19 protein-coding genes and 1 pseudogene are annotated in these 21,387 nt (G+C 70.4%); 11 read left to right on the plus strand and 9 right to left on the minus strand.

What is annotated here, in order from left to right; translation table 11 throughout:
• Positions 1-32: 32 nt before the first annotated feature.
• Positions 33-1,217 (minus strand): homogentisate 1,2-dioxygenase, encoded by a 1,185-nt coding sequence (locus Raf01_RS46210; protein WP_203924536.1) that lies wholly within the window; start codon positions 1,215-1,217, stop codon positions 33-35.
• A gap of 79 nt (positions 1,218-1,296) precedes the next feature.
• Here Raf01_RS46210 and Raf01_RS46215 point away from each other — a divergent pair, with 79 nt between their 5' ends.
• Both Raf01_RS46215 and Raf01_RS46220 read left to right on the plus strand, forming a co-directional pair.
• Positions 1,297-2,169 carry a hypothetical protein gene (locus tag Raf01_RS46215; protein WP_203924537.1) on the plus strand — a complete coding sequence of 291 codons (873 nt, stop codon included), beginning with the start codon at positions 1,297-1,299 and terminating at the stop codon, positions 2,167-2,169.
• A gap of 72 nt (positions 2,170-2,241) precedes the next feature.
• Complete coding sequence (locus Raf01_RS46220; protein WP_203924538.1) at positions 2,242-3,447, plus strand: outer membrane protein assembly factor BamB family protein; 1,206 nt, start codon at positions 2,242-2,244, stop codon at positions 3,445-3,447.
• Positions 3,448-3,462: 15 nt separating this feature from the next.
• Here the strand turns inward: Raf01_RS46220 and hisC are convergent, their stop codons facing one another.
• The 3 genes from hisC to hppD are packed head-to-tail and all read right to left on the minus strand — an operon-like array spanning position 3,463 to position 6,942.
• Positions 3,463-4,518, minus strand: a complete 1,056-nt coding sequence (gene hisC, locus Raf01_RS46225; RefSeq protein ID WP_203924539.1) for a histidinol-phosphate transaminase — start codon at positions 4,516-4,518, stop codon at positions 3,463-3,465.
• Entirely contained in the window at positions 4,515-5,720 is a 1,206-nt protein-coding gene (locus Raf01_RS46230; protein WP_239134519.1) for an RDD family protein, read from the minus strand. The genes hisC and Raf01_RS46230 overlap by 4 nt, the downstream gene beginning before the upstream one ends.
• A 10-nt stretch (positions 5,721-5,730) precedes the next feature.
• Complete coding sequence (gene hppD, locus Raf01_RS46235) at positions 5,731-6,942, minus strand: 4-hydroxyphenylpyruvate dioxygenase (protein ID WP_203924540.1); 1,212 nt, start codon at positions 6,940-6,942, stop codon at positions 5,731-5,733.
• A gap of 202 nt (positions 6,943-7,144) precedes the next feature.
• On the opposite strand from hppD, the gene Raf01_RS46240 reads away from it, so the two are divergent.
• The 7 genes from Raf01_RS46240 (at position 7,145) to Raf01_RS46270 (ending at position 14,293) form a co-directional block, all read left to right on the plus strand.
• Complete coding sequence (locus Raf01_RS46240; protein WP_203924541.1) at positions 7,145-7,657, plus strand: Dps family protein; 513 nt, start codon at positions 7,145-7,147, stop codon at positions 7,655-7,657.
• 88 nt (positions 7,658-7,745) lie between these two features.
• Entirely contained in the window at positions 7,746-8,234 is a 489-nt protein-coding gene (locus Raf01_RS46245; protein ID WP_239134520.1) for an Lrp/AsnC family transcriptional regulator, read from the plus strand.
• An 82-nt stretch (positions 8,235-8,316) separates the two neighbouring features.
• Positions 8,317-9,642 (plus strand): outer membrane protein assembly factor BamB family protein, encoded by a 1,326-nt coding sequence (locus Raf01_RS46250; RefSeq protein WP_203924543.1) that lies wholly within the window; start codon positions 8,317-8,319, stop codon positions 9,640-9,642.
• Positions 9,643-9,679: 37 nt separating this feature from the next.
• Positions 9,680-11,326, plus strand: a complete 1,647-nt coding sequence (locus tag Raf01_RS46255; RefSeq protein ID WP_239134521.1) for a fumarate hydratase — start codon at positions 9,680-9,682, stop codon at positions 11,324-11,326.
• Between the two features lie 56 nt (positions 11,327-11,382).
• The gene (locus Raf01_RS46260; protein ID WP_203924545.1) at positions 11,383-12,417 is read left to right on the plus strand and encodes a hypothetical protein; all 1,035 of its coding nucleotides are present in this window, start codon (positions 11,383-11,385) and stop codon (positions 12,415-12,417) included.
• Between the two features lie 65 nt (positions 12,418-12,482).
• Positions 12,483-13,850: a class II fumarate hydratase gene (locus tag Raf01_RS46265; RefSeq protein WP_203924546.1), complete on the plus strand. Its 1,368-nt coding sequence runs from the start codon at positions 12,483-12,485 to the stop codon at positions 13,848-13,850.
• A 17-nt stretch (positions 13,851-13,867) separates the two neighbouring features.
• Complete coding sequence (locus tag Raf01_RS46270) at positions 13,868-14,293, plus strand: YbjQ family protein (RefSeq protein WP_203924547.1); 426 nt, start codon at positions 13,868-13,870, stop codon at positions 14,291-14,293.
• Positions 14,294-14,306: 13 nt separating this feature from the next.
• Here Raf01_RS46270 and Raf01_RS46275 read toward each other — a convergent pair whose 3' ends face one another.
• Positions 14,307-15,056 (minus strand): IclR family transcriptional regulator, encoded by a 750-nt coding sequence (locus tag Raf01_RS46275; RefSeq protein WP_203924556.1) that lies wholly within the window; start codon positions 15,054-15,056, stop codon positions 14,307-14,309.
• 24 nt (positions 15,057-15,080) lie between these two features.
• On the opposite strand from Raf01_RS46275, the gene cysS reads away from it, so the two are divergent.
• Positions 15,081-16,499, plus strand: coding sequence for a cysteine--tRNA ligase (gene cysS / locus Raf01_RS46280; protein ID WP_203924548.1), 1,419 nt, complete (start codon positions 15,081-15,083; stop codon positions 16,497-16,499).
• Positions 16,489-17,592, plus strand: coding sequence for a 23S rRNA (guanosine(2251)-2'-O)-methyltransferase RlmB (gene rlmB / locus Raf01_RS46285; protein ID WP_203924549.1), 1,104 nt, complete (start codon positions 16,489-16,491; stop codon positions 17,590-17,592). The genes cysS and rlmB overlap by 11 nt, the downstream gene beginning before the upstream one ends.
• Positions 17,593-17,673: 81 nt before the next feature.
• Here rlmB and Raf01_RS46290 read toward each other — a convergent pair whose 3' ends face one another.
• From Raf01_RS46290 to Raf01_RS46305, 4 genes and pseudogenes are all read right to left on the minus strand, one after another.
• On the minus strand, positions 17,674-18,582 hold the full coding sequence (locus Raf01_RS46290) for an ATP-binding cassette domain-containing protein (protein ID WP_203924550.1): 909 nt from the start codon (positions 18,580-18,582) through the stop codon (positions 17,674-17,676).
• 3 nt (positions 18,583-18,585) lie between these two features.
• Positions 18,586-19,680 (minus strand): ABC transporter permease, encoded by a 1,095-nt coding sequence (locus tag Raf01_RS46295; protein WP_203924551.1) that lies wholly within the window; start codon positions 19,678-19,680, stop codon positions 18,586-18,588.
• Between the two features lie 17 nt (positions 19,681-19,697).
• Positions 19,698-20,774, minus strand: coding sequence for a sugar ABC transporter substrate-binding protein (locus Raf01_RS46300; RefSeq protein ID WP_239134522.1), 1,077 nt, complete (start codon positions 20,772-20,774; stop codon positions 19,698-19,700).
• A 378-nt stretch (positions 20,775-21,152) separates the two neighbouring features.
• Positions 21,153-21,387 (minus strand): annotated as a pseudogene (locus tag Raf01_RS46305) (sugar ABC transporter ATP-binding protein); the annotation flags it as partial.

The raw sequence follows: 21,387 nt of genomic DNA on the forward strand, positions 1-21,387 counted from the left end.
GGTCACCGCGGCCGGGACGGTTCACCGATCACTCAGAGGCTCCGCCCGGCCCACGTCCACGCGTAGCCGGTGTCCTCACAGGACAGTCCGGGCTCGCACAGGTCCAGCGGGCGGAACGTGTCGACCATGACGGCCAGTTCGTCGAAGTACTCGACGCCGATCGCGCGCTCGGCGGCTCCCGGCTGCGGCCCGTGGGTGAACCCGCCCGGGTGCAGCGATATCGAGCCCTGCTCGATGCCGGATCCCCGCCGGGCCTCGTAGTTGCCGCCGGTGTAGAACAGCATCTCGTCCGAGTCCACGTTGTGGTGGTTGTACGGCACCGGGATCGACAGCGGGTGGTAGTCCACCTTGCGCGGTACGAACGAGCAGATCACGAAGCCGGGGCCCTCGAACGTCTGGTGCACCGGCGGCGGCTGGTGCACCCGGCCGGTGATCGGCTCGAAATCGTGGATCGAGAACACCCACGGGTACAGGCAGCCGTCCCAGCCCACCACGTCGAACGGGTGGTCCGCGTACACGTACCGGGTCCAGCCGCGCCGGTGCCGCACGTACACCTCGACGTCGGTGGCGTCCTCCAACAGCGGTTCGCCCGGCCCACGCAGGTCCCGCTCGCAGTACGGCGACGCCTCCAGGAACTGCCCGCGCGTCGACAGGTACCGCTTCGGCGGCCCGATGTGCCCGGACGCCTCGATGATCAGCATGCGCACCTGGCCGTCCGGCACGATCCGGTGGGTGAGCGAGGTCGGGATGACCACGTAGTCGCCCTCGCTCACGTCGAGCGCGCCCAGCACCGACTCGATGCGCGCCCGACCGGCCTCGACGTAGAGGCACTCGTCGCCGATGGCGTCCCGGTACAGCGGGGACGGGCGGTCGGCGAGGACGTACGACAGCCGGACGTCGTCGTTGGCCATCAGGTACTGCCGGCCGAGCACCGGGTCGCCACCGCTGGCGTCCAGCTTGTGGGTCTTGAAGTGGCGGGGCTTGAGCGGCCGGTTCGGCATGCGGAGCGGCCCGGTCGCGTCCGGCGCCCAGCCCGGTGGGTCGAAAGCCTCGGCGGCCACGATCGCCGTGGGGAGGTGCCGGTGGTAGAGCAGCGAGGAGTCGGACGAGAACCCTTCCTGGCCCATCAACTCCTCCGCGTAAAGGCCGCCGTCGGGCTGCCGGAACTGGGTGTGCCGCTTCGATGGAACCTCGCCGACGCGCCGGTAGTAGGGCATGTCCTCACCTGCCTCCGTCTGGCGTCCGATTATCGGACACAGTTGCCCGGTACTCGTAGACTCCGTTACCTTTCTAGCCGTGTCAACACAGGTGCCGGAGTTGCTGGTCCGGCTCGTCGACGACGCCGCCGTCTTCCCACCGGGCAACGCGCCGCTGCCGGTGGCGGTCGCCGCGCACCGGGATCACCGGGACGCCTGGTACGCCCGCCTGGTCGGCCCGCTGGTGATTCCGGCCTCGATGGTCGGAGACCTGATCGGCGGCGCGGGCGCCGGGCTGGCGGACCGGCTGACCAGCGCACTGCTGCCAGGGACCGAGATCGGGCTGATCGGCGACGGCGGCATCGATTCGCTGCCCGACGCAGTGCGCGCGCTCGACGGCGGCCGGGTCGTGCTGCGACAGGTGGAGGTCGCCGTCGCGCGGCGGGGCGAGGACCCGCAGCCCGGCCTGACCCGGCTGGCGGGGCTGGCAACCGGCTGGCCCGGCGTCACCTGCTTCGCCGAGATCCCGCTGAGCTGGGGCCTGATGGCCGCGCTGGACACCGTTGCCGCGGCGCGGGCCGGCGGCGCGGACGTCTGGCCGAAGTTCCGCACCGGCGGGCTGGCCGCCGAGCTGTTCCCCACGCCGGCCGACCTGGCGGCGGTGATCTGCGCCTGCCGGGACCGGGGCCTGCGGTTCAAGCTGACCGCCGGGCTGCACCACGCGGTACGGAACACCGATCCTGGGACGGGCTTCGTCCACCACGGGTTCCTCAACGTCCTGGTCGCCGCGGCGGTGGCCGCCGAGGGCGGGGACACCGCGGCGGTCGCCGCCGTGCTGAGCGGCACGGATCCGGCGCCGCTGGTCGAGCGGGCCGCCGGGATCCTTTTCCGGCCGCGTCCGCTGTGGACCGGGTTCGGCAGCTGCAGCATTCCGGAACCGCTGGCCGACCTGCGGGGGTACGGGCTGCTCTGACGGCGCCCGATGCGGCCGGTCCGAACCGGGCACCGAGGTACGTCGGGTAACCTGCCCGGCGGAGGTGCAGGTATGGAGGCAGGCCGCCAACCGGTGGTCAGGTACCGGGTGATCGGCCTGGTCACGGCTCTGCTGGTGGTGGCCGGCGGGATCGCCGGGTACCGGGTACTCGCGCCGGGCGCGATCCTCGACCATGCCAGGACTGCGTACCCCAGCACCGCCCCGGCCGCCCGGCCGGTGGTGTACGGCACGCTGCTGGCCGCCCCGATCGTGGTGGACGGCAGGCTCCGCGTGTACGCCGGCAAGCAGCAGGTCTTCGCCGACAACCCGGTCGACATCAAGTCCACGATGTCGCCCTTCTGGTCCTACCGCCGCTGGCCGGCTCAGCTGCTCGGGGTGGTGGCGGTCGGTACCACCGTGGTGTCGCAGTGGTCCGACGGCCAGGTCGTCGGGATCGACGCGGCCACGGGCACCGTCGCCTGGCAGGCGAAGACGCCGGTACCCGACGGGTTGAAGTTCACCGGCCGGCGCACCGGCGCGTCCACCGTCTGGGAGCCGTCCCGCCTCTACACGGCCGGCCAGACCGTGGTGGCGGTCGGCAGCCGGTACGCGCAGGGGTATGACGCGGCATCCGGCCGGAAGCTCTGGCAGCAACCGCTGGCCGCCTGCGCGAGCGCCTTCACCGGCCCGGACGTCTTCGTGTCGGTCGCCACCTGCGGCGCGCAGGCGGTACACGCCGTCGATGCCCGCACCGGTGCCGAGCTGACCTGGCCACAGGCGGCGTTGACGCCGGTCGGTTGCGCACTCGGCCACTCGGGATGCCTCGGCGTCCGGGACTCCGCCGGCGCGTGGGCGATCGGGGCCGGCGGCACGCTGACCCCCGCACCCGCGCTGGCCGCAAAGGACGTGTGGGCCACCGGGAAGGTCGCGATAGTGCCGAAGCCCGGTGGCGAGGTGACCGGCGTGGGGCTGGCCGACAACAAGCAGCTGTGGGCGGTGTCCGGGCGGGTGCTCGCCGTCGAGCCGGGGGCGGTGCACCTGGTCGTGGACGACCGGTCGCTGCGGTTCCCGGAGATCGTCACGCTCGACCCGGCGACCGGCGAGGAACTGTCCGGCTACCCGCTGGACGTGAAGGGCTCCGAGCCGTTTGACATCGGGCCGGCGTACGCGGTGGACCACTACCTGTTCATCGAGCGGAGCAGGCCGGGCGCCACCGCGGACCAGCCGGACAGCGCGTACTTCTACCCGTCCCCGAATGTCGTGGTCGCCGGCAGCTGACCGCCGGCGACCAGCTCAGAGTGCGAACGCCGCCTCGGCCGCGGCCAGGAAGGCGTCGTTCTCTTCGGGGGTACCGAGGGTGACCCGCACCCCATCGCCCTGGAACGGTCGCACCACCACGCCGCGCTCCTCACAGGCGGCTCCGAAGGCGGCCGACCGGTCGCCGAGCGGGAGCCAGAAGAAGTTGGCCTGGGTCTCCGGTACCTCGGACACCAGCTTGCGGACCGCGGGCAGAACCCGTTCGCGTTCGGCGCGTACCAGCGCGGTACGCCGCTCGACCTCGTCCGCCGCGGCCAGCGCGGCGAGCGCCGCGGCCTGGGCCAGCGCGGAGGTCGAGAACGGGGTGAGCACCTTCCGGACCGCCTCGGCCACGGCCGGCTGCGCGACCAGGAAACCGACCCGGGCCCCGGCCAGGCCCCATGCCTTGGACAGGGTACGCAGCACCACCACGTTGGGCCGGTCGGCGTAGGTCTGGATGCCGTCCGGCACCTCGGGGTCGGTGATGAACTCCCGGTACGCCTCGTCGATCACCACCAGGGTGGTCTCCGGTACCGCGTCCAGGAAGGCGTCGAGCTCCGCCCTGCGCAGCGCGGTACCGGTCGGGTTGTTCGGGTTGCAGACCAGGATCATGCGGGTGCGCGGGGTCACCGCGGCGGCCATGGCCGGCAGGTCGTGCCCGTGGTCGGGCAGGTTGGGCACCCGTACGCTGGTCGCCCCGCTGACCGCCGCGATGATCGGGTACGCCTCGAACGACCGCCACGAGTAGAGGATCTCGTCGTCCGGACCCAGGCAGGTGGCCTTCGCCAGGTGCTCGGCGAGGGCCACCGAACCGCAGCCGGTGACGACCCGGTCGGCATCCACCCGGTACCGGTCGGCCAGCGCGTCGCGCAGCCGCACGGTGCCCATGTCCGGGTACCGGTGGCTGTTCGCGGCCGCCTCGGTGATCGCCTCCACCACGCCGGGCAGGGGCCCGTACGGCACCTCGTTACTGGCCAGCTTGATGGCGCCGGGCAGCGACCGGCCCGGGACGTACGCGGGTAGCGCGGCAAGGTCCTGGCGAACGAGGCTCATGACTGTTCTCCCGGCTTCTTCTGTGCCTTGAGGGGGGTTATCTCGTGCCCGCGCCGCCCGACGCGGACCACCACGGTCTGGGCGGAGCGGTCGTGCAGGGCCAGTTGCAGCGGGCCGCCCATGGCCGGCGAGATCGAGTCCACCAGCTGGAGGATGAGGCCCAGGCCACAGGTCCACAGCAGCAGCGGCACGCCGAGGGGGCTCCACCGGCGCAGGGCGCGGGCGAAGCCGAGCGAGGCGTCGCTTTCCAGGGGCATCACCCTGATGCCGACCACCCGTTTGCCGAAGCTCTGCCCGGTGCGCCCGACCGCCGGTACCTCGTAGACCAGCCAGATCACCATCCAGATCACCGGAATGAGGTAGGTCAGCGCGGTGGCCCGACCGGACACGGCCGGCAGGTTGCTGTAGTCGGCGCTGTGCTCGACCGCACGGAACAGCGGCAGGTAGTCCGAGATGAGCAGGTAGACCAGCCAGCCGGTGGCCACCGCGCTGAGCCCCAGCACGACGCCGAAGTCGATCAGGCGGGCGAGGAAGCGCAGGCCCAGGTGGGCGATCGGAAGCCCGTGCGGCCGAGGCTCGGCCGGCGCGTACCCGTAGGCCACCCGGTACCCGGGTGGGATCGGCGCGCCGGCCGGCCACGGGATGCTCCCGGGCGGTACGCCGGGCGGAAGGTTCGGTGGCGCACCGGGGGGCCAGCCACCGGCCGGCGATCCCGGCGGCACCGGCACGCCCGGCGGCGGCACCGCGGTGCCCGGCGGCAGCGGCATCCCGGCCGTGGGCGGGGGCCCGACCGGCGGCGGTACCTGCGGCCAGCCGGGAGGGCTCTGCGGCCAGCCGGGGGCCGTCGGAGAGGCCCCGATCTGCGGCCCCGGCGCCTGGCCGGCCTCCGGCGTCCCGGCGCCTGCCGGCGGCTCGCCGCCCGGTGCCTGCCCGCCCGGTGCCTGGCCGCCGGGTGCCTGGCCGCCGGGTGCCTGGCCGCCCGGCAGCCAGGGTCCCGGCGTGCCGGAGGTCGGTGCCGGCGCCTCGCCGGTGGTCGGGGCCGGCGGCAGGGTCACCGGGCCGGCCGGAGCCACCTTGGGCGGCGTGCTGGGCGGCGTGGCGTCGATCGGCAGCGACTCACCGATCCAGCCTTCGCCGTCCCAGTACCGCTGGGTGCTCGGCTCGGCCGGGTCCTTGTACCAGCCCGGAGCGATGTCGTTCACCCGGTAAGTGTTACAGGTTCCCTCTACGCTCCTGTTCCCGCTCGATCGCCTCGAAGAGCGCCTTGAAGTTCCCTTTGCCGAAGCCCAGGGAGCCGTGTCGCTCGATCAGCTCGAAGAACACGGTCGGGCGGTCCTGTACCGGTTTGGTGAAGATTTGCAGCAGGTAGCCGTCCTCGTCCCGGTCCACGAGGATCTTCCGGGCCTTCAGCTCCTCGATCGGCACCCGTACCGTGCCGATCCGCTCGCGAAGCTCCGGATCCTCGTAATAGGAGTCGGGTGTGTCGAGGAACTCCACACCGGCCGCCCGCATGGCGTCCACGCTGACCAGAATGTCGTTGGTCGCGATCGCCACGTGCTGGGCGCCGGCCCCGCCGTAGAACTCCAGGTACTCGTCGATCTGCGACTTGCGGCGGGATACCGCGGGCTCGTTGAGCGGGAACTTCACCTTCCGGGTGCCGTTGGCGACCACCTTGCTCATCAGGGCGGAGTAGTCGGTGGCGATGTCGTCGCCGACGAACTCGGCCATGTTGGTGAAGCCCATCACTCGCCGGTAGAACTCCACCCACTCGTCCATCCGGCCCAGTTCGACGTTGCCGACGACGTGGTCGACGGCCTGGAAGAACCGCTTGGGGGCGCCGGCCGCGATCGCCGGGCCGCGGTCCACGATCGGCGGGCGCGCGACGAACCCGGGCAGGAACGGCCCGTCGTACCGGGACCGGTCGACCAGCGAGTGGCGGGTGTCGCCGTACGTGGCGATGGAGGCCAGCCGTACGGTGCCGAACCCGTCGGTCACGTCGTGCGGCGGCTCGACGCCCCGGGCGCCGTGCTCGGTGGCGTACCGGTAGGCGGCGTCGACGTCGGGTACCTCCAGGGCGATGTCCATGATCCCGTCGCCGTGCTTGGCGTGGTGCTCGGCGCCGGCCGTACCGGCCCGTACCGAGCCGGCGAACACGAAGCGGGCCGAGCCGCTGGTCAGCACGTACTCGACGTAGTCGCGGCAGTGCTGGTAGGCCGCCGGGTCGCCGTCCGGGTCGGCCTGCTCCGGCCCCCGTACCGCCACGCAGGTCATCCCGTACGCGGTGGAGTAGTAGTGGGCGGCCTGCCGGGCGTTGCCGACCATGAAGTACAGGTGGTCGAGCCCCTTGACGGGGAAGGGATCGCCGGCCACGTCGTGTTCGATGGCGCCGATGAGTTCGTCAACGTTGATATCTGCCTGCGTCATCGCCGGGTCCTTTCGGTGCGCGGTTGTCCGCAGGATCGCGGTTCGGGCCTGCCTGGGCAACTGTCGCGTGATCCGGTAGTCACTCTGCACAACGTGTTAGGCATGAGCGGCGTTCTACTGGACAATGTGCCTATGCGGCGTCCCGGGTTTACTTCTCTCCCGCTCCGGCTACCAGAAAGGAGAACCGGAAGGGAGACCACACATGGCATCGAAGAGTTCGACCAGCCAGAACGTCATCCGGCCGACTGCCGCCAACGGCCTGAAGGATGTGGACGTGTCCGCGGTGGGCACCGACCTGCAGGACACCCTCGTCGAGCTGACCGATCTGCACCTGCGGGCCAAGCAGGCTCACTGGAACGTGGTCGGGCGCCACTTCCGGCAGGTCCACCTGCACCTCGACGAGTTGACCGAGGAGACGCGCAACGCCGCGGACCTGGTCGCGGAGCGGGCGGTCAGCATCGGGTACCCGGTGGACGGCCGGCCGTCGACGGTGGCGAAGTCGACGCCGCTGCCCGAGTTCCCGGCCGGTCAGGTGATCGACGACGAGGTGGTTTCGTTGATCACCGAGGCGCTGGCCGACGTGTGCGGCACGGTACGCAAGCGGGTCGAGCACACGGAGGAGTTGGATCCGGCCACCCAGGACCTGCTGATCAATGTGCTGCAGACGCTGGAGAAGCAGCACTGGATGTTCGCCGCGCAGAAGGTCGAGAGCTGACCCGAGCCGGCGCCGCGCCGGTCTTGTCCGGCGCGGTTCGGCAGATGGCGGCGCCGGTCCGCTCGGGCGCGGTACGGGTGGTATTGCGGTGAGCACGCGTCCCGTCCCGCCGATCGACCGGCTGGACGCGCAGTTGATCGCGTTGCTTGCCGAGGAGCCCCGGATCGGCGTGCTGGAGTGTGCCCGCCGCCTGCGGGTGGCCCGCGGCACGGTACAGGCCAGGCTCGACAAGCTGACCGAACGCGGAGTGATCCGGGGATTCGGTCCGGACGTGGCACCGGAGGCGCTCGGCTACGCGGTGACCGCGTTCGTCACGCTGGAGATCGCGCAGAGCCGGGGGCACGATCCGGTGTCGGCCCACCTGGGGACGATCCCGGAAGTGCTGGAGGTGCACACCATCACCGGCTCGGGTGACCTGCTGTGCCGGATCGTGGCGCGGTCCAACTCCGACCTGCAGCGGGTGATCGATCAGGCAGTCTCGTACCACGGGATCGTCCGGGCTTCGACGATCATCGCGCTGTCCGAGCAGATCCCGTACCGGACCCTGCCGTTGGTTCACGCGGCTGCCGACGGCTGAAGCCGCAAAAGCAGTCGAACACGGTCGACACCCCCAGGTCGGACATCGGCCCGCGAGTACTCGACACGGCTACGGTGTGCGGATGGCGAAGGGCCGGTTCGTCAGACGTTTCGTGGGATTCCTCGCTGTGCTCGGGGTCATCGGCCTCGTCATCGTCTACTCGTTGCTCACCGGCTGGCAGTTGCTGCCGAGCGTCGGCAACTGGTTCACCAAGCTCGGCGCCCAGTTCAGTTCGCTGAGTACCCCCGAGCCCACCTGGCAGACGAGCGTCGGCGACCAGCCGGTCGCGGCCGCCGCCACCGACTTCGCCGTGGTGGTGACCTCGCGGGGTGGAGTCGAGGCGCACCGGCTGTCCAGCGGCGACAAGCTCTGGTACCGGGACGCGGCCTGGGTGGCCGTCGGGGGCACCGGCAACGACGTGGTGGTCGTCGGCCGTACCGGCAGGAAACACGGGTACGACGCGGTCGACCCGGATACCGGCGCCGTCCGCTGGTCGGACGGCTCGGCGATCGGCGTGTGGGCGTACACGAACCTGATCGTCGACCTCACCTGCCCGGAGGCGACGACCTGCAAGCTCACCGGGCGCTCGCCGGAGAGCGGGTCGAAGCGGTGGACCACCACGCTGACCGGCAACGCGCGGCCGCTGGGTGGGGCGAACCACCGGCTGGCCGTGGCGCGCCCGTTCGACGACGACGCCGGTACCCGCCCGCCGCAGGCGGCCCCGCCGCTGCTCGGCCTGCCGATCGACGGGCAGGTGGAAGTGGTGGCCACGTCCAGCGGCCGTCGGCTGCACACCTATCAGCCGACGAAGACGACCCGGGTCGTGGTGGCCGGAGACCGGGTCGTGGTCAACAGCGCGGTGCCGCGCAACGGCAGCTGCCGGTTCAGCGTGGACGGCCGCGATCCGGACGGCGACCGGCGGGCCTGGCACCTGGACGGGTACGACCTGAAGACCTCCTCCGGGCTGGCCTGCGAGCAGCGCACCGACCCCATGGGCGAGGGCGGCCTGCTGGACGCGGTCGCCCCGGACGGCCGCCACGTGCTGCTCGACGCGTCCACCGGATCGCGGGCGTATCAGCTGGCCAACGACGAGACGGTGGTGACCACGGACGGGCGGACGCTGCTGGTCCGCTCGGCGGGCGGCGGGAAGATCCGGGCGGTACGGGTGAGCGGCGGGTCGACGCTGTGGACCCGGGACGAGGGGAAGTCGGTGGGGGTCGCGCTCGGCCCCGGTGTGGTGTTGTTCACCGATCCGGGGGCGAACCGGCTCGTCGTCGTGGCGACGCAGGGCGGCACGCTGATCGATGTGGAGAGCGGGGCGACACTCCTCGGGTACGCCGACAACGGGCTGGTGGTCCACATCGGGCTGCGGGTCGGGTACCTCACGTACCACGGCAGCGCCGGCTGATCGATCACGCCGGGTCGCCGCGAGTAGGGTGGCAGTCGTGCCGGATTTCGTGTATTCGCCGCTGCTGCCGTTGGGTGAGGACAAGACCGAGTACCGCCTGCTGACCACCGAGGGCGTGGACGTCGTCGACGGGCCGGGCGGGCGCCGGTTCCTCACCGTCGCGCCCGAGGCGCTGACTCTGCTCACCGATACGGCGATGCACGACATCGCACACTTCCTGCGGCCGGCGCACCTGACCCAGCTGCGGTCGATCCTGGAAGACCCGGCCGCGTCGCCGAACGACCGGTACGTCGCCCTGGACCTGCTGCGCAACGCGAACATCGCGGCCGGCGGGGTGCTGCCGATGTGCCAGGACACCGGCACCGCGATCGTGATGGGCAAGCGCGGCCGGTACGTGCTCACCGACGGCACCGACGAGGAGGCCATCGCCCGGGGCGTCTTTGACGCGTACACCCGGCTGAACCTGCGGTATTCGCAGTTGGCCCCGCTGACCATGTGGGACGAGAAGAACACCGGCTCGAACCTGCCGGCACAGATCGAGCTCTACGCGGGCGATGCGCACCCGGACAGCTACGAGTTCCTGTTCATGGCCAAGGGCGGCGGCTCGGCCAACAAGTCGTACCTGTACCAGGAAACCAGAGCACTGCTGAACCCGACCAGGATGATGCAGTTCCTGGAGGAGAAGCTGCGGCTCATCGGCACCGCGGCCTGCCCGCCGTACCACCTGGCCATCGTGATCGGTGGCACCAGTGCCGAGTTCGCGCTCAAGACGGCCAAGTACGCGTCTGCGAAGTACCTGGACAACCTGCCCACCGAGGGCTCGATGAGCGCGCACGGCTTCCGGGACCTGGAGCTGGAGGCGCAGGTACTGGAGCTGACCCGGCAGTTCGGCATCGGCGCGCAGTTCGGCGGCCGGTACTTCTGCCACGACGTCCGGGTGGTCCGGCTGCCCCGGCACGGCGCGTCCTGCCCGGTCGCCATCGCGGTCTCCTGCTCGGCGGACCGGCAGGCACTGGCCCGGATCACACCCGAGGGTGTCTTCCTCGAGCAGTTGGAGACCGATCCGGCCAGGTTCCTGCCCGACGTCGCCCTCGACGAGGGACCGGTGGTCAACATCGACCTCAACCGGCCGATGAGCGAGATCCGCGCGGAGCTGTCCCGGTACCCGGTGGAGACCCGCCTGTCGCTGACCGGCCCGCTGGTCGTGGCGCGGGACATCGCGCACGCGAAGATCGCGGAGCGGCTGGACGCCGGCGAGCCGATGCCGGACTACCTGCGCGACCACGCGGTCTACTACGCCGGTCCGGCGAAGACCCCGGAGGGCTACGCGAGCGGCAGCTTCGGCCCGACCACCGCCGGCCGGATGGACTCCTACGTGGAGAAGTTCCAGGCGGCGGGCGGCTCGCTGGTGATGCTGGCCAAGGGCAACCGGTCCGGCCAGGTCACCCGGGCCTGCCAGGAGCACGGCGGCTTCTATCTCGGCTCGATCGGCGGGCCGGCGGCCCGGCTGGCGCAGGACTGCATCACCCACGTCGAGGTGCTGGAGTACCCGGAGCTGGGCATGGAAGCGGTCTGGAAGATCGAGGTGGTGGACTTCCCCGCATTTATCGTGGTCGATGACAAGGGCAATGACTTCTTCGCGGAGACCAGTAAGCCGGTGCTTACCGTCGGTCGACGTGTCTAACATGTGACCGGTTTGCGGCTTGTCCGCGCCGGCTGAGGCGAAAGACAATAGCGCGCGTGTCACACCCTCCGTACTCGTTTGGTCCGTCGAACGATCCCGGGCAGCAACCGCCCGCCGACCCGTATCAGCCGAGCGGATACCCGCCGGCTTATCCCGACCCGACGTACGGCGACCCCGCATACCACGACCCGAGCCAGCAGCACGGCTATCCCGGGAACACCGGGTACCAGCCCACCTCGCCGTACTCGCCCCAGCAGCAGTACCCCGGTGGATACCCCGGCCAGCAGCCCGGATACCCGCCGCAGCAGCAGTACCCGCCCGCGCAGGGCTACCCGCACCAGCAGGGATACGGCGCTTCGCAGCCGCAGTACCCCGGATACCCGGGCTACCCGCCGGAGCCGCCGAAGGGCAACAAGACCGGCGTGATCGTCGCGGTCGTCGCGGTGCTCCTGGTGCTGGTCGTCGGCGGTGGCGTCGCCGCGGCGTTCGCGTTCAACCACGACAAGAAGCCGGTCGCCCAGGGCACCGGCGGGCCGAGCGACACCCCGTCCGTCGCGCCCAGCGACGGCGGCAGCGGCACGGACACCGGCTCCACCCACACCGGTGACCTGCGCAGCTACCTGGTGCCGATGCCGAGCGGCGCGCAGAAGTGCTCGGACGAAGAGGGCACCAACGAGTCCCTGAGCCTCGACCAGGCGTCGAAGCTCAGCAGCGACCCCGAGAACCGCAAGAAAGACCTGGAGAGCTACAAGTTCAAGGGCGGCGCGGTCCGCTGCTGGGTGACCGCCGACAACACGACCGTGGATGTCCGGCTCTACCAGTTCGGCGAGACGGAAAAGGCAAAGAGCTTCTTCGACTCGGACATCGAGGGCACCAGCACCGAATACACCGCGAACAACATCACGGATGTGAACGGAGTCCCGCAGGGGAAGTCGTTCGCCAAGCCGGAAAAGGACTCCCAGGGCTACGTCCGGGTGATCAGCATCGGGCTCAACGGCGACGTGGTGCTGGTGATCGCGATCGCGCAGCTGCCGCCGCTGAAGGTGAGTGTCTCCGAAACCCTGCTTCAGCAGGAGTACCAGAAGCTCTGAGCGGTGCACCGGAGACCGACCGGTCTCCGGTGGCCGGTTGCCTGCCGTACGGGCAGGATGAACTCATGGTCGAATATCGCGTCGAGCGCGACACCATGGGCGAGGTCAACGTCCCGGTGGACGCGTTGTGGCGGGCGCAGACGCAGCGGGCGGTGGAGAACTTCCCGGTCTCCGGCCGTGGCCTCGAACGGGCGCACATCGCCGCACTCGCCGAGATCAAGTCGGCGGCGGCCCACGCGAACGCCGCGTTGGGCGTCGTCCCGCGGGCGGTCGCGGACGCGATCATCGAGGCCGCGCGGGAGGTGGCCGGCGGCGACCACGACGACCAGTTCCCGGTCGACGTGTTCCAGACCGGCTCCGGTACGTCCTCGAACATGAACATGAACGAGGTGCTCGCCACGCTGGCCGCCCGCCGGCTCGGCGAGCCCGTTCACCCCAACGACGTGGTCAACGCGTCGCAGTCGTCCAACGACGTCTTCCCGACCTCGATCCGGCTGGCTGCCACGGCCGCGGTCACCCGGGACCTGATCCCGGCTCTGGAACACCTGGCGTCCACCGTGGACGGCAAGGTGGAGCAGTGGGCGGGCGTGGTGAAGTCCGGCCGTACCCACCTGATGGACGCCACCCCCATCACGCTGGGACAGGAGTTCTCCGGGTACGCGGCGCAGATCCGGTACGGCGTCGAGCGGCTGCGCTCGTGCCTGCCCCGCCTCGCTGAGCTGCCGCTGGGCGGCACCGCGGTCGGTACCGGCATCAACACCCCGCCGGACTTCGCCCGGCTGGCGATCGAGCGACTGGCGGAGCTCACCGGGCTGCCGGTCACCGAGGCGCGCAACCACTTCGAGGCGCAGGGGGCGCAGGACGCGCTCGTGGAGGTGTCCGGCCAGCTGCGTGTCATCGCGGTCGGGCTGCACAAGATCGCCGGGGACATCCGGTGGATGGGCAGCGGCCCCCGTACCGGGCTGGGAGAGCTGCGGATCCCCGACCTCCAGCCGGGTTCGTCGATCATGCCGGGCAAGGTGAACCCGGTGGTGTGCGAGGCGGTACGGCAGGTGGCCGCCCAGGTGATCGGGAACGACGCGGCGGTCGCGTTCGCCGGCTCGCAGGGCGACTTCGAGCTCAACGTGATGCTGCCGGTGATGGCCCGCAACCTGCTGGAATCCATCCGGCTGCTGGCCTCGGTGAGCCGGCTGTTCGCGGACCGGTGCGTGGTCGGGCTGGAGGCCGACGAGCGCCGGACCAGCGAGTACGCGGAAAGTTCCCCGGCCATCGTCACGCCGATGAACCGGTACGTCGGGTACGACGAGGCGGCGGCGATCGCGAAGCAGGCGCTCGCGTCGCGTACGACAATCCGCGAGGCGGCTCTCGCGAGAGGGCACGGCGACCTCGATCTGGATGACATTCTGAACGTGCTGCGCATGACTGGTCAGTAATCGAGGTGTAGAGATCCGTGCTGATTGTCACCATTGATGACCTTCCCGGGTACCAGATCCGTGGGGTGGTCGGCGAGGTGGTCGGAGTGACCGCCCGCCCGCAGAACAAGTTCACGGAGGGCGTCCGCTCGCTGTCCGGCAGCCTCTCCGAGGCCGGGGAGCAGTACCTCATCGCCGGGCGGCGCGAAGCAGTGGAGCGGATGGCGTTCCACGCCCGCAACGCGGGAGCCAATGCCGTGATCGGCATGCGCTTCGACCACCGCGTCATCTCGCCGATGTGGGTGGAGATCTGTGCGTACGGCACGGCGGTGGTCGCGGTCGCGGTCCGCACGGGACTGCCCGCTCCCCGGCGGGCGACGGCCAGGCGGCTGACCTCGCGGCCGGCGGAGCCGCCGCAGACGCTGTACGAGATGATCCTGGAAGAGGAGACGGAGACGCCCTAAGTCCGGTCCTGCGCTAGTTTCCGGTACGCGGCGCCAGCGCCCGCGCCGTCGCGGCCGCCGCCCCGATGACCGCAGGCCCGACCACCTGCGCGTCCAGCGGGGCGAGGGCGACCACGCCGACGCTCGCCTCCAGCCCGGGTACGCCGAGTACCGGCGCGGCGATGCCGTAAGCGCCGGCCTGAAGCTGGCCGTTGGTCTCGACCCAGCCGGACTCGCCTCGCCGCCCGGCGAGAATCGCCAGCCCGGCCGCACCGTGATCGAGCGGGTGCCGGGAACCGGCACGGTAGGCGACGTGCAGCGCGGTCCAGCTCGGTTCGACGACCGCCAGCGCGACGGCCTCTCCCGGCGCCGCCTGGTCCCTCAGGCCCGGCCCCCCGGTCGGCCGCTGCCCGGCGCCGTCGGCCACGGTCAGGTGCGCGGTCGCGCCGACCTGCTCGGCGAGCCGGCGCAGCACCGGCAGCGTGGCGTCCGCGATCAGCGGCTGGGCACGCCGGGCCAGGTGCAGCACGCCGGCGCCGATCCGCAGTTGCCCGCCGTCGTCACGGCGGATCATGCCGTGCATGGCCAGCGTCGCGGCCAGCCGGTAGACGACCGAGCGCCCGACGCCGAGCCGGTTCGCCGCCTCGGTAACGGTCAGCCCTCCGGGGGCGTCCGCCACGAGTTGTAGCAGGCGCAGGCCGCGATCCAGGGTCTGCGCGGTCTCCTCCACACCGGGAGGGTAGCGCCCGGACGGCGCCGGCCAGGTATCCGGACGATCCGGAATCGTCGCGGAGGCTACCCTTTGAGGGTGACCCTACGGCTGTACGACAGCGCTACCCGATCGGCGCGGGATTTCGTCCCGCTGATCCCCGGTCAGGTGGGCATGTACCTGTGTGGTCTCACCGTGCAGTCCGGCCCCCATATCGGCCACCTTCGCTCCGGAGTGAACAACGACGTGCTGCGTCGCTGGCTCATGCGCTCGGGGCTGAAGGTCACCATGGTTCGCAACATCACCGACATCGACGACAAGGTACTGGCCAAGTCGATCGAGCACGGTGAGCCGTTCTGGTCGATCGCGTACCGCAACGAGCTGACCCTCGGTGCCGCGTACCGGTCGCTGAACGTGCTCGCCCCGACGTACGAACCCAGGGCCACCGGCCACATCCCCGAGATGCACCAGCTGATCGCGCAGTTGATCGAGGGCGGCCACGCGTACCCGGCTCCGGACGGCTCCGGCGATGTGTACTTCGATGTCCGCTCCTATGCCGATTACGGCGCACTGTCCGGTCAGCGTCCCGACGCCATGGAACCGGCCGCCGACGCGCCGGCCCGCGCCAAGCGTGACCCGGTGGACTTCGCGCTGTGGAAGGGCGAGCGGCCCGACGAGCCGGCCGAGGCATACTGGCCGAGCCCGTGGGGGCGGGGCCGGCCGGGCTGGCACATCGAGTGCTCGGCCATGTGCTGGCGGTACCTCGGCGCCGAGTTCGACATCCACGGCGGCGGCCTGGACCTGCTGTTCCCGCACCACGAGAACGAGGTGGCCCAGTCCCGCAGCGCCGGCCTGCCATTCGCCCGGTACTGGGTGCACAACGCCCTGCTCAACCTCGGCGCGAACAAGATGGGCAAGTCACTCGGCAACGTGATCGACCTGGACGCGATCGTCGGCATGGGCATCCGTCCGGTCGAGCTGCGCTACTACCTGGCCCAGCCGCACTACCGCTCGATCATCGACTTCACGGAGTCCGCGCTCCAGGAGGCGGCCACCTCGTACCGCCGGATGGAGAGCTTCGTCAGCCGTGCCGTGGAACGGGTCGGTGCGGTCGAGCCGGGCGAGTTGCCGGCCGAGTTCGTCGAGGCGATGGACGACGACCTGAACACGTCGCGCGCGCTGGCCGTGGTGCACGACGCGGTACGGTTGGGCAACGCCGCGCTCTCCGCCGACGGGGACGTCAAGGAGGGGCTCGCCGCCGTACGCGGGATGCTGGACACGTTCGGCCTCGACCCGCTGGACCCGCACTGGTCCGGTGCCGCGGCCGGAGGCGCCGCCGCCGACCTCACGTCCACAGTGGACGCTCTCGTGCAGCTCGCCCTGCAACAGCGCCAGCTGGCCCGGGGCCGGAAGGACTGGGCCGCGGCCGACGCCGTACGCGACCAGTTGCGGCAGGCCGGCGTCGTTGTCGAAGACACCCCCCATGGACCACGTTGGAGCATCGCAGATGGCCGGTAACTCGCAGCGCCGCGGTCGGCGCGTCACGTCCAAGAAGGGCGCGAGCGTCGGTTCGGGCGGCCAGCGCCGCGCCGGCCTCAAGGGCAGGGGCCGCACCCTGCCCGCCGACGAGCGGCCGTGGCACAAGGGCTACTCCGGCGACGAACCGCTGCCCCAACGCACCGCCTGGAAGCAGGACAAGGAGCGCCGGGCGGCCGCCGCGGAGGGCCGGGCACCCAAGATCGGCCAGCCGGGCACCAAGTCGACGACCGGCGGCAAGTCGACCGGCGGCCGGAAGGGCGCCGCTCCGGCAGCCCGCAAGGCCGGCCCACGCGTCTCCCCGGGTCGCCGGTCGGCACCCGCCAAGGACGCGCCCGAGCTGCTCGTCGGCCGCAACCCGGTGGTCGAGGCGCTGCGCACGAGCGTGCCGGCGACTGCTCTCTACCTGGCGCTCGGCATCGACATCGACGACCGGATCAACGAAGCGGTGCGCACCGCCGCCGACCGGAGCATCCCGGTACTCGAGGTGTCCCGGGCCGAGCTGGACCGGATGACCGGTGGCGTACTGCACCAGGGCATCGGACTGTCCGTACCGCCGTACGCCTACGAGCCGTTCGAGGACCTGCTGGCGGCCGCGGTCGAGGCGACGCCGCCCCTGCTGGTCGCGCTCGACGGGGTGACCGACCCGCGCAACCTGGGCGCGGTCGTCCGCTCGGCCGCCGCCTTCGGCGCGCAGGGCGTCATCATTCCCGAGCGGCGGGCGGCCGGGATGACCGCCACCGCGTGGCGAACCAGCGCGGGCGCGGCGGCTCGGGTGTCGATCGCGCAGGTGACCAACCTGACCCGGACGCTCAAGCGGTGCCAGGAGGAGGGGTTCCTGGTCGCCGGCCTGGACGCCGATGGCGAGACGCCGCTGCACGAACTGGAGGCCGCGGTCGGGCCGCTCGTGGTGGTCGTCGGCTCCGAGGGCCGGGGCCTGTCCCGGCTGGTCGGGGCGACCTGCGACCTGCGGGTGGGCATCCCGATGGCGTCCGAGGTCGAATCGCTCAACGCGTCGGTCGCGGCGGCGGTCGCGCTGGCCGAGGTGGCCCGGCGAAGGGCCGCCGCGGCCTGAGACGCGACACCCCGGCGCCCGCTCGGCGCCGGGGTGCTCTCTTATCGCTGGTACGTGCTCATCGCTGATATGTGCCGGCGGCTACTTGTTGTCGCGGATCTCCGCGAGGTACTTGCCGCGGTCCTTGGCCTTGCTGCCGCCGACCCGGTACTCGTTGGCCACCAGGTCGAGCAGCTCCTCGGCCGAAGTGTCGGTGACCTTCTTGTCGAACGTGATCTCCCCGTGTTGCAGGAGGTTCACTCGGTCGCAGACGTCCAGCACCTGGGTGTAGTTGTGCGCGATCATGATGATCGACAGGTCGCCGCGGGACCGGAGCATCTGGATCAGATCGAGGATGATGCCACCCTCCTTCGCCCCCATGGCGGCCAGCGGCTCGTCCAGCAACAGGATCCGCGCGTTGGAGTACACCGACCGGGCCACCGCGATGGCCTGCCGCTGCCCGCCGGACAGGTTGGCCACCTCGGCGTTGACCGACGGGATGTTGATGCCGATGTCGTCCAGGTACCGGCGGGCGTTGCGCCGCATCAGCGACTTGCGCAGGAACGGCCCGAACCTGGGCTCCTTGTTCAGGTGCAGGTTGAGGTACACCGGCAGGGTGTTGATCAGCGCGAGGTCCTGGAACACCGTCTCGATGCCCAGCGAGCGGGCGTGCTGCACCGAGTGCAGGTTCGTCGGCTGCCCGTCGATGTAGATCTGCCCGCTGGTCGGTTGGTGGAAGCCGGTCAGGATCTTGATCAGTGTGGACTTGCCGGCACCGTTGTCGCCGATCAGGCCCAGGACCTCGCCCCGGCCGACGGTCAGGTTGACGTTGCGCAGAGCCTGAACCTGGCCGAACCTCTTGCCGACGTTCTCCGCCCTGATGGCCGGCGGAGCCGCTGGTGTGGTGGAGTCTGCCGTCACGGGGTCGCCAGTGGCGCCGACGGAGGTCGGACCGCCAGCGGCACCGAGGGACGAGGTGTCGCGGTCAAGCGACCCCTTCGGATCAGTCATGCGTCAACCCTCTTTCGCGCCGCGGCGTAGCCGGGACAGCTGGGTGTTGAGCACCATGGCGAGCAGGATCGCCACACCCTCGATCACGATGAACGTGGTGGCGTTGATGCCCTGGATGTTGAAACCGTCCTGGAGCACGGCGAGCAGCAGCGCTCCGAAGAACGCGCCGATCACGGTGCCGGAGCCACCCAGCAGCGCGGTACCGCCGATGACGCAGGCCGCGACCGCCTCGAACATCAGGTCGTTGCCGCCGGCGTTCGGGTCGAACGAGTGCGAGATGTGGACCCCGTCCAGGATGCCGGCGAGCCCGGCGAAGGTCGAGGCGATGATGAACGCCCGGATCTTCACGAGCCGGGTGCGGATGCCCGCCTCCGACGCGCCGAGCATGTTGGCCCCGGTCGCGATGGTCTGGGCTCCCCAGCTGGTCTGCGTGAGCACCACCTGCATCACCACGCACAGCGCGACAGCCCAGATGAACTCGGACCACTTCGAGGCGCCGAGGATCTGCATCAGCGTGCCGTCCTGCGGTGCCGGTCGGGGGAAGTTGTTCGAGACCTTCAGCGTGACGCCGTGCAGCAGGTAGAGCGTGCCGAGCGTGGTGATGAACGACGGCAGCCGCAGCAGCTGGTTCACCAGGCCGTTGAACAGCCCGATGACCGCGGCCACCAGCAACGCGATGAGTACCGACAGGAGCATCGGTACGCCGTCGTCGTTCGCGGCCATCATGATGAAGGGGACCAGGCCGAAGGTCATACCCGCGGACAGGTCGATCTCGCCGCACACCAGCAGGAAGACCTCGCCGGCCGCGACGATCGCGGCTGCCGAGGCGAAGTTGGCGATGTTGCCAATGTTCGACGAGGACGAGAACGCCGAGTTCGAAGCCTGGAAGTAGATGATGAGCGCGATCACCACGATGACCACGCTGAGTTCACGTAGCCGGAGTACCGAGGCGCCCCACGAGGCCAGTCGGCCGCGACCCGCGATGGGCGCCGGTGCCGCTACCGATGACTCGGTCGCGGTACCGGCGCCGTTTCGCTGGGTCGGAACCGTCCCGCCCGCGCTGGCGTCATCCTTGGCCGGCACGGATTGTTCGGTCACGATGTTTGCCCATTCAGTTACGAGTGGAGGTACTGCTGCTTGGGCGAGCTGCCCTCGTACCGGTTCTGCGACTTGAGGTAGGGAGCGACCAGATCCTTGGTGACGAACTTCAGGCCGGTGTCGGTGGCCGGCGGGCTGACCAGGGAGCCGGAGAGCTTGTACAGGTACAGGTAGAGCACGGGCAGGAAACCCTGCATGTAGGCCGACTGGTCGATGGTGAAGTCCAGGATCCCGTCGGAGATCGCCTGCTCGGTCGGGACCAGCAGGTCGAACCCGCCGCCGTGGTAGCCCTGCTGGTGCAGGTTGTACTTGCGCATCACGTTGGCGATGCCCTGGGTGCTACCGGCGTCGACCGCGAACAGGCCCTTGAAGCTCTTGTTGCCCTGGGTGAACGCGTCGATCGCGGCCTGCTCCGGGTTGACGTCGGCGCCGGTCGTGACCTGCCGGACGTTGAACGGCTTACCCGACGCCTGAAGCGCGGCCTTGGCGCCGTCGGCCCGGGGCTGAATGTTCAGGGAGCCCGGAGTCGCGATGAAGATGGCGACGTCGCCGCCGTTCGGGAACAGCCCGGCGATGCGCTGTCCCATCGCCTGGCCGGCCGCGAACAGGTCCTGACCGACGTAGGCCAGCCGGCCGTTCGTCGTCACGTCCGCGTTGTAGGACACCACCGGAATACCCTTGGCCTGCGCCTGCTGCGTCGGGTCATTGAACGCGCTCTGGTCGACCAGCGCCACCGCGATGCCGTCAGCGTTCGAGGTGACGGCGGTGTTCATCGCCTCCACCATCTGCGCGACGTTCGAACTCTCCGAGCCGGTCCACTGGTACGTGCAGCCGAGCAGGTCGCACGCGTCCTGGATGCCGTACTGAGTGGCCTGGAAGAACGGGTTCGTCGTCACGTGGTTGACGAAGACGAACTTCCACTTGGGAGTGTTCGGGAAGCTTCCGTGGCCGCCACTACCGGAGCTTGTCTTGTCGTTACTGCACGCCGCGAGGGCGGCCAGGCTCGCCGCGGCCGTAGCCAGGCCGGCGCCGCGCAGCATCGTGCGCCGTGACGCGCCAGGAAGTGCGAGCGACGAATCCTCGTTGTATGACACCTCTCGTCCCTTCGATCGCCACGGCCGGTGTGCCCGCTGGCAGACCGGCCGTCGTAGTGGAATCGATCGCCACCAGGAGGCTGTGCCCGGGGCGAGGAGCCGGGGCGTGCCCATCGCGACCCGATGACGTATAGCGACGTGCCATGCCGGAGTGCGCTATGCACGCATGTGTCACACCGGCACGTTATTCAGATCAAAAACGACCCAAGTTGGTGTTGAGGGAGATCCTAGTCCCGGGGACATGCGACCGAAACCGTTTCGGTGTGAGCGTTCACAACTGTTGCCGACCTGAGATCCTGCGGCAAGGTCAGGGACGCCTACAGCAAACGGGGCGACCTCCCGTTACAGGAGATCGCCCCGTTGTTGGGCGCTGGAATGTTAGATGCGCACACCGCTGTCGGCGTTGAACGCGTGGTGGTGACCGACGCGCGGCTTCACGAACACGGTGTCGCCCATGCGCGGGGTGCTGCGCCCGTCGGTACGAACGACGAACCGCTCATCGGCGCCACTGAGGTTCACGTGGCCGTACACGTAGGCGTCGGAGCCCAACTCCTCGACGAGGTCGACAAGGATCGGCATGCCGCCCTCGGTCTCGGAGACCAGGTCGGTGTCC

Origin of the sequence: Rugosimonospora africana (assembly GCF_016862975.1) — a bacterium.
GTDB classification, from domain to species: domain Bacteria; phylum Actinomycetota; class Actinomycetes; order Mycobacteriales; family Micromonosporaceae; genus Rugosimonospora; species Rugosimonospora africana.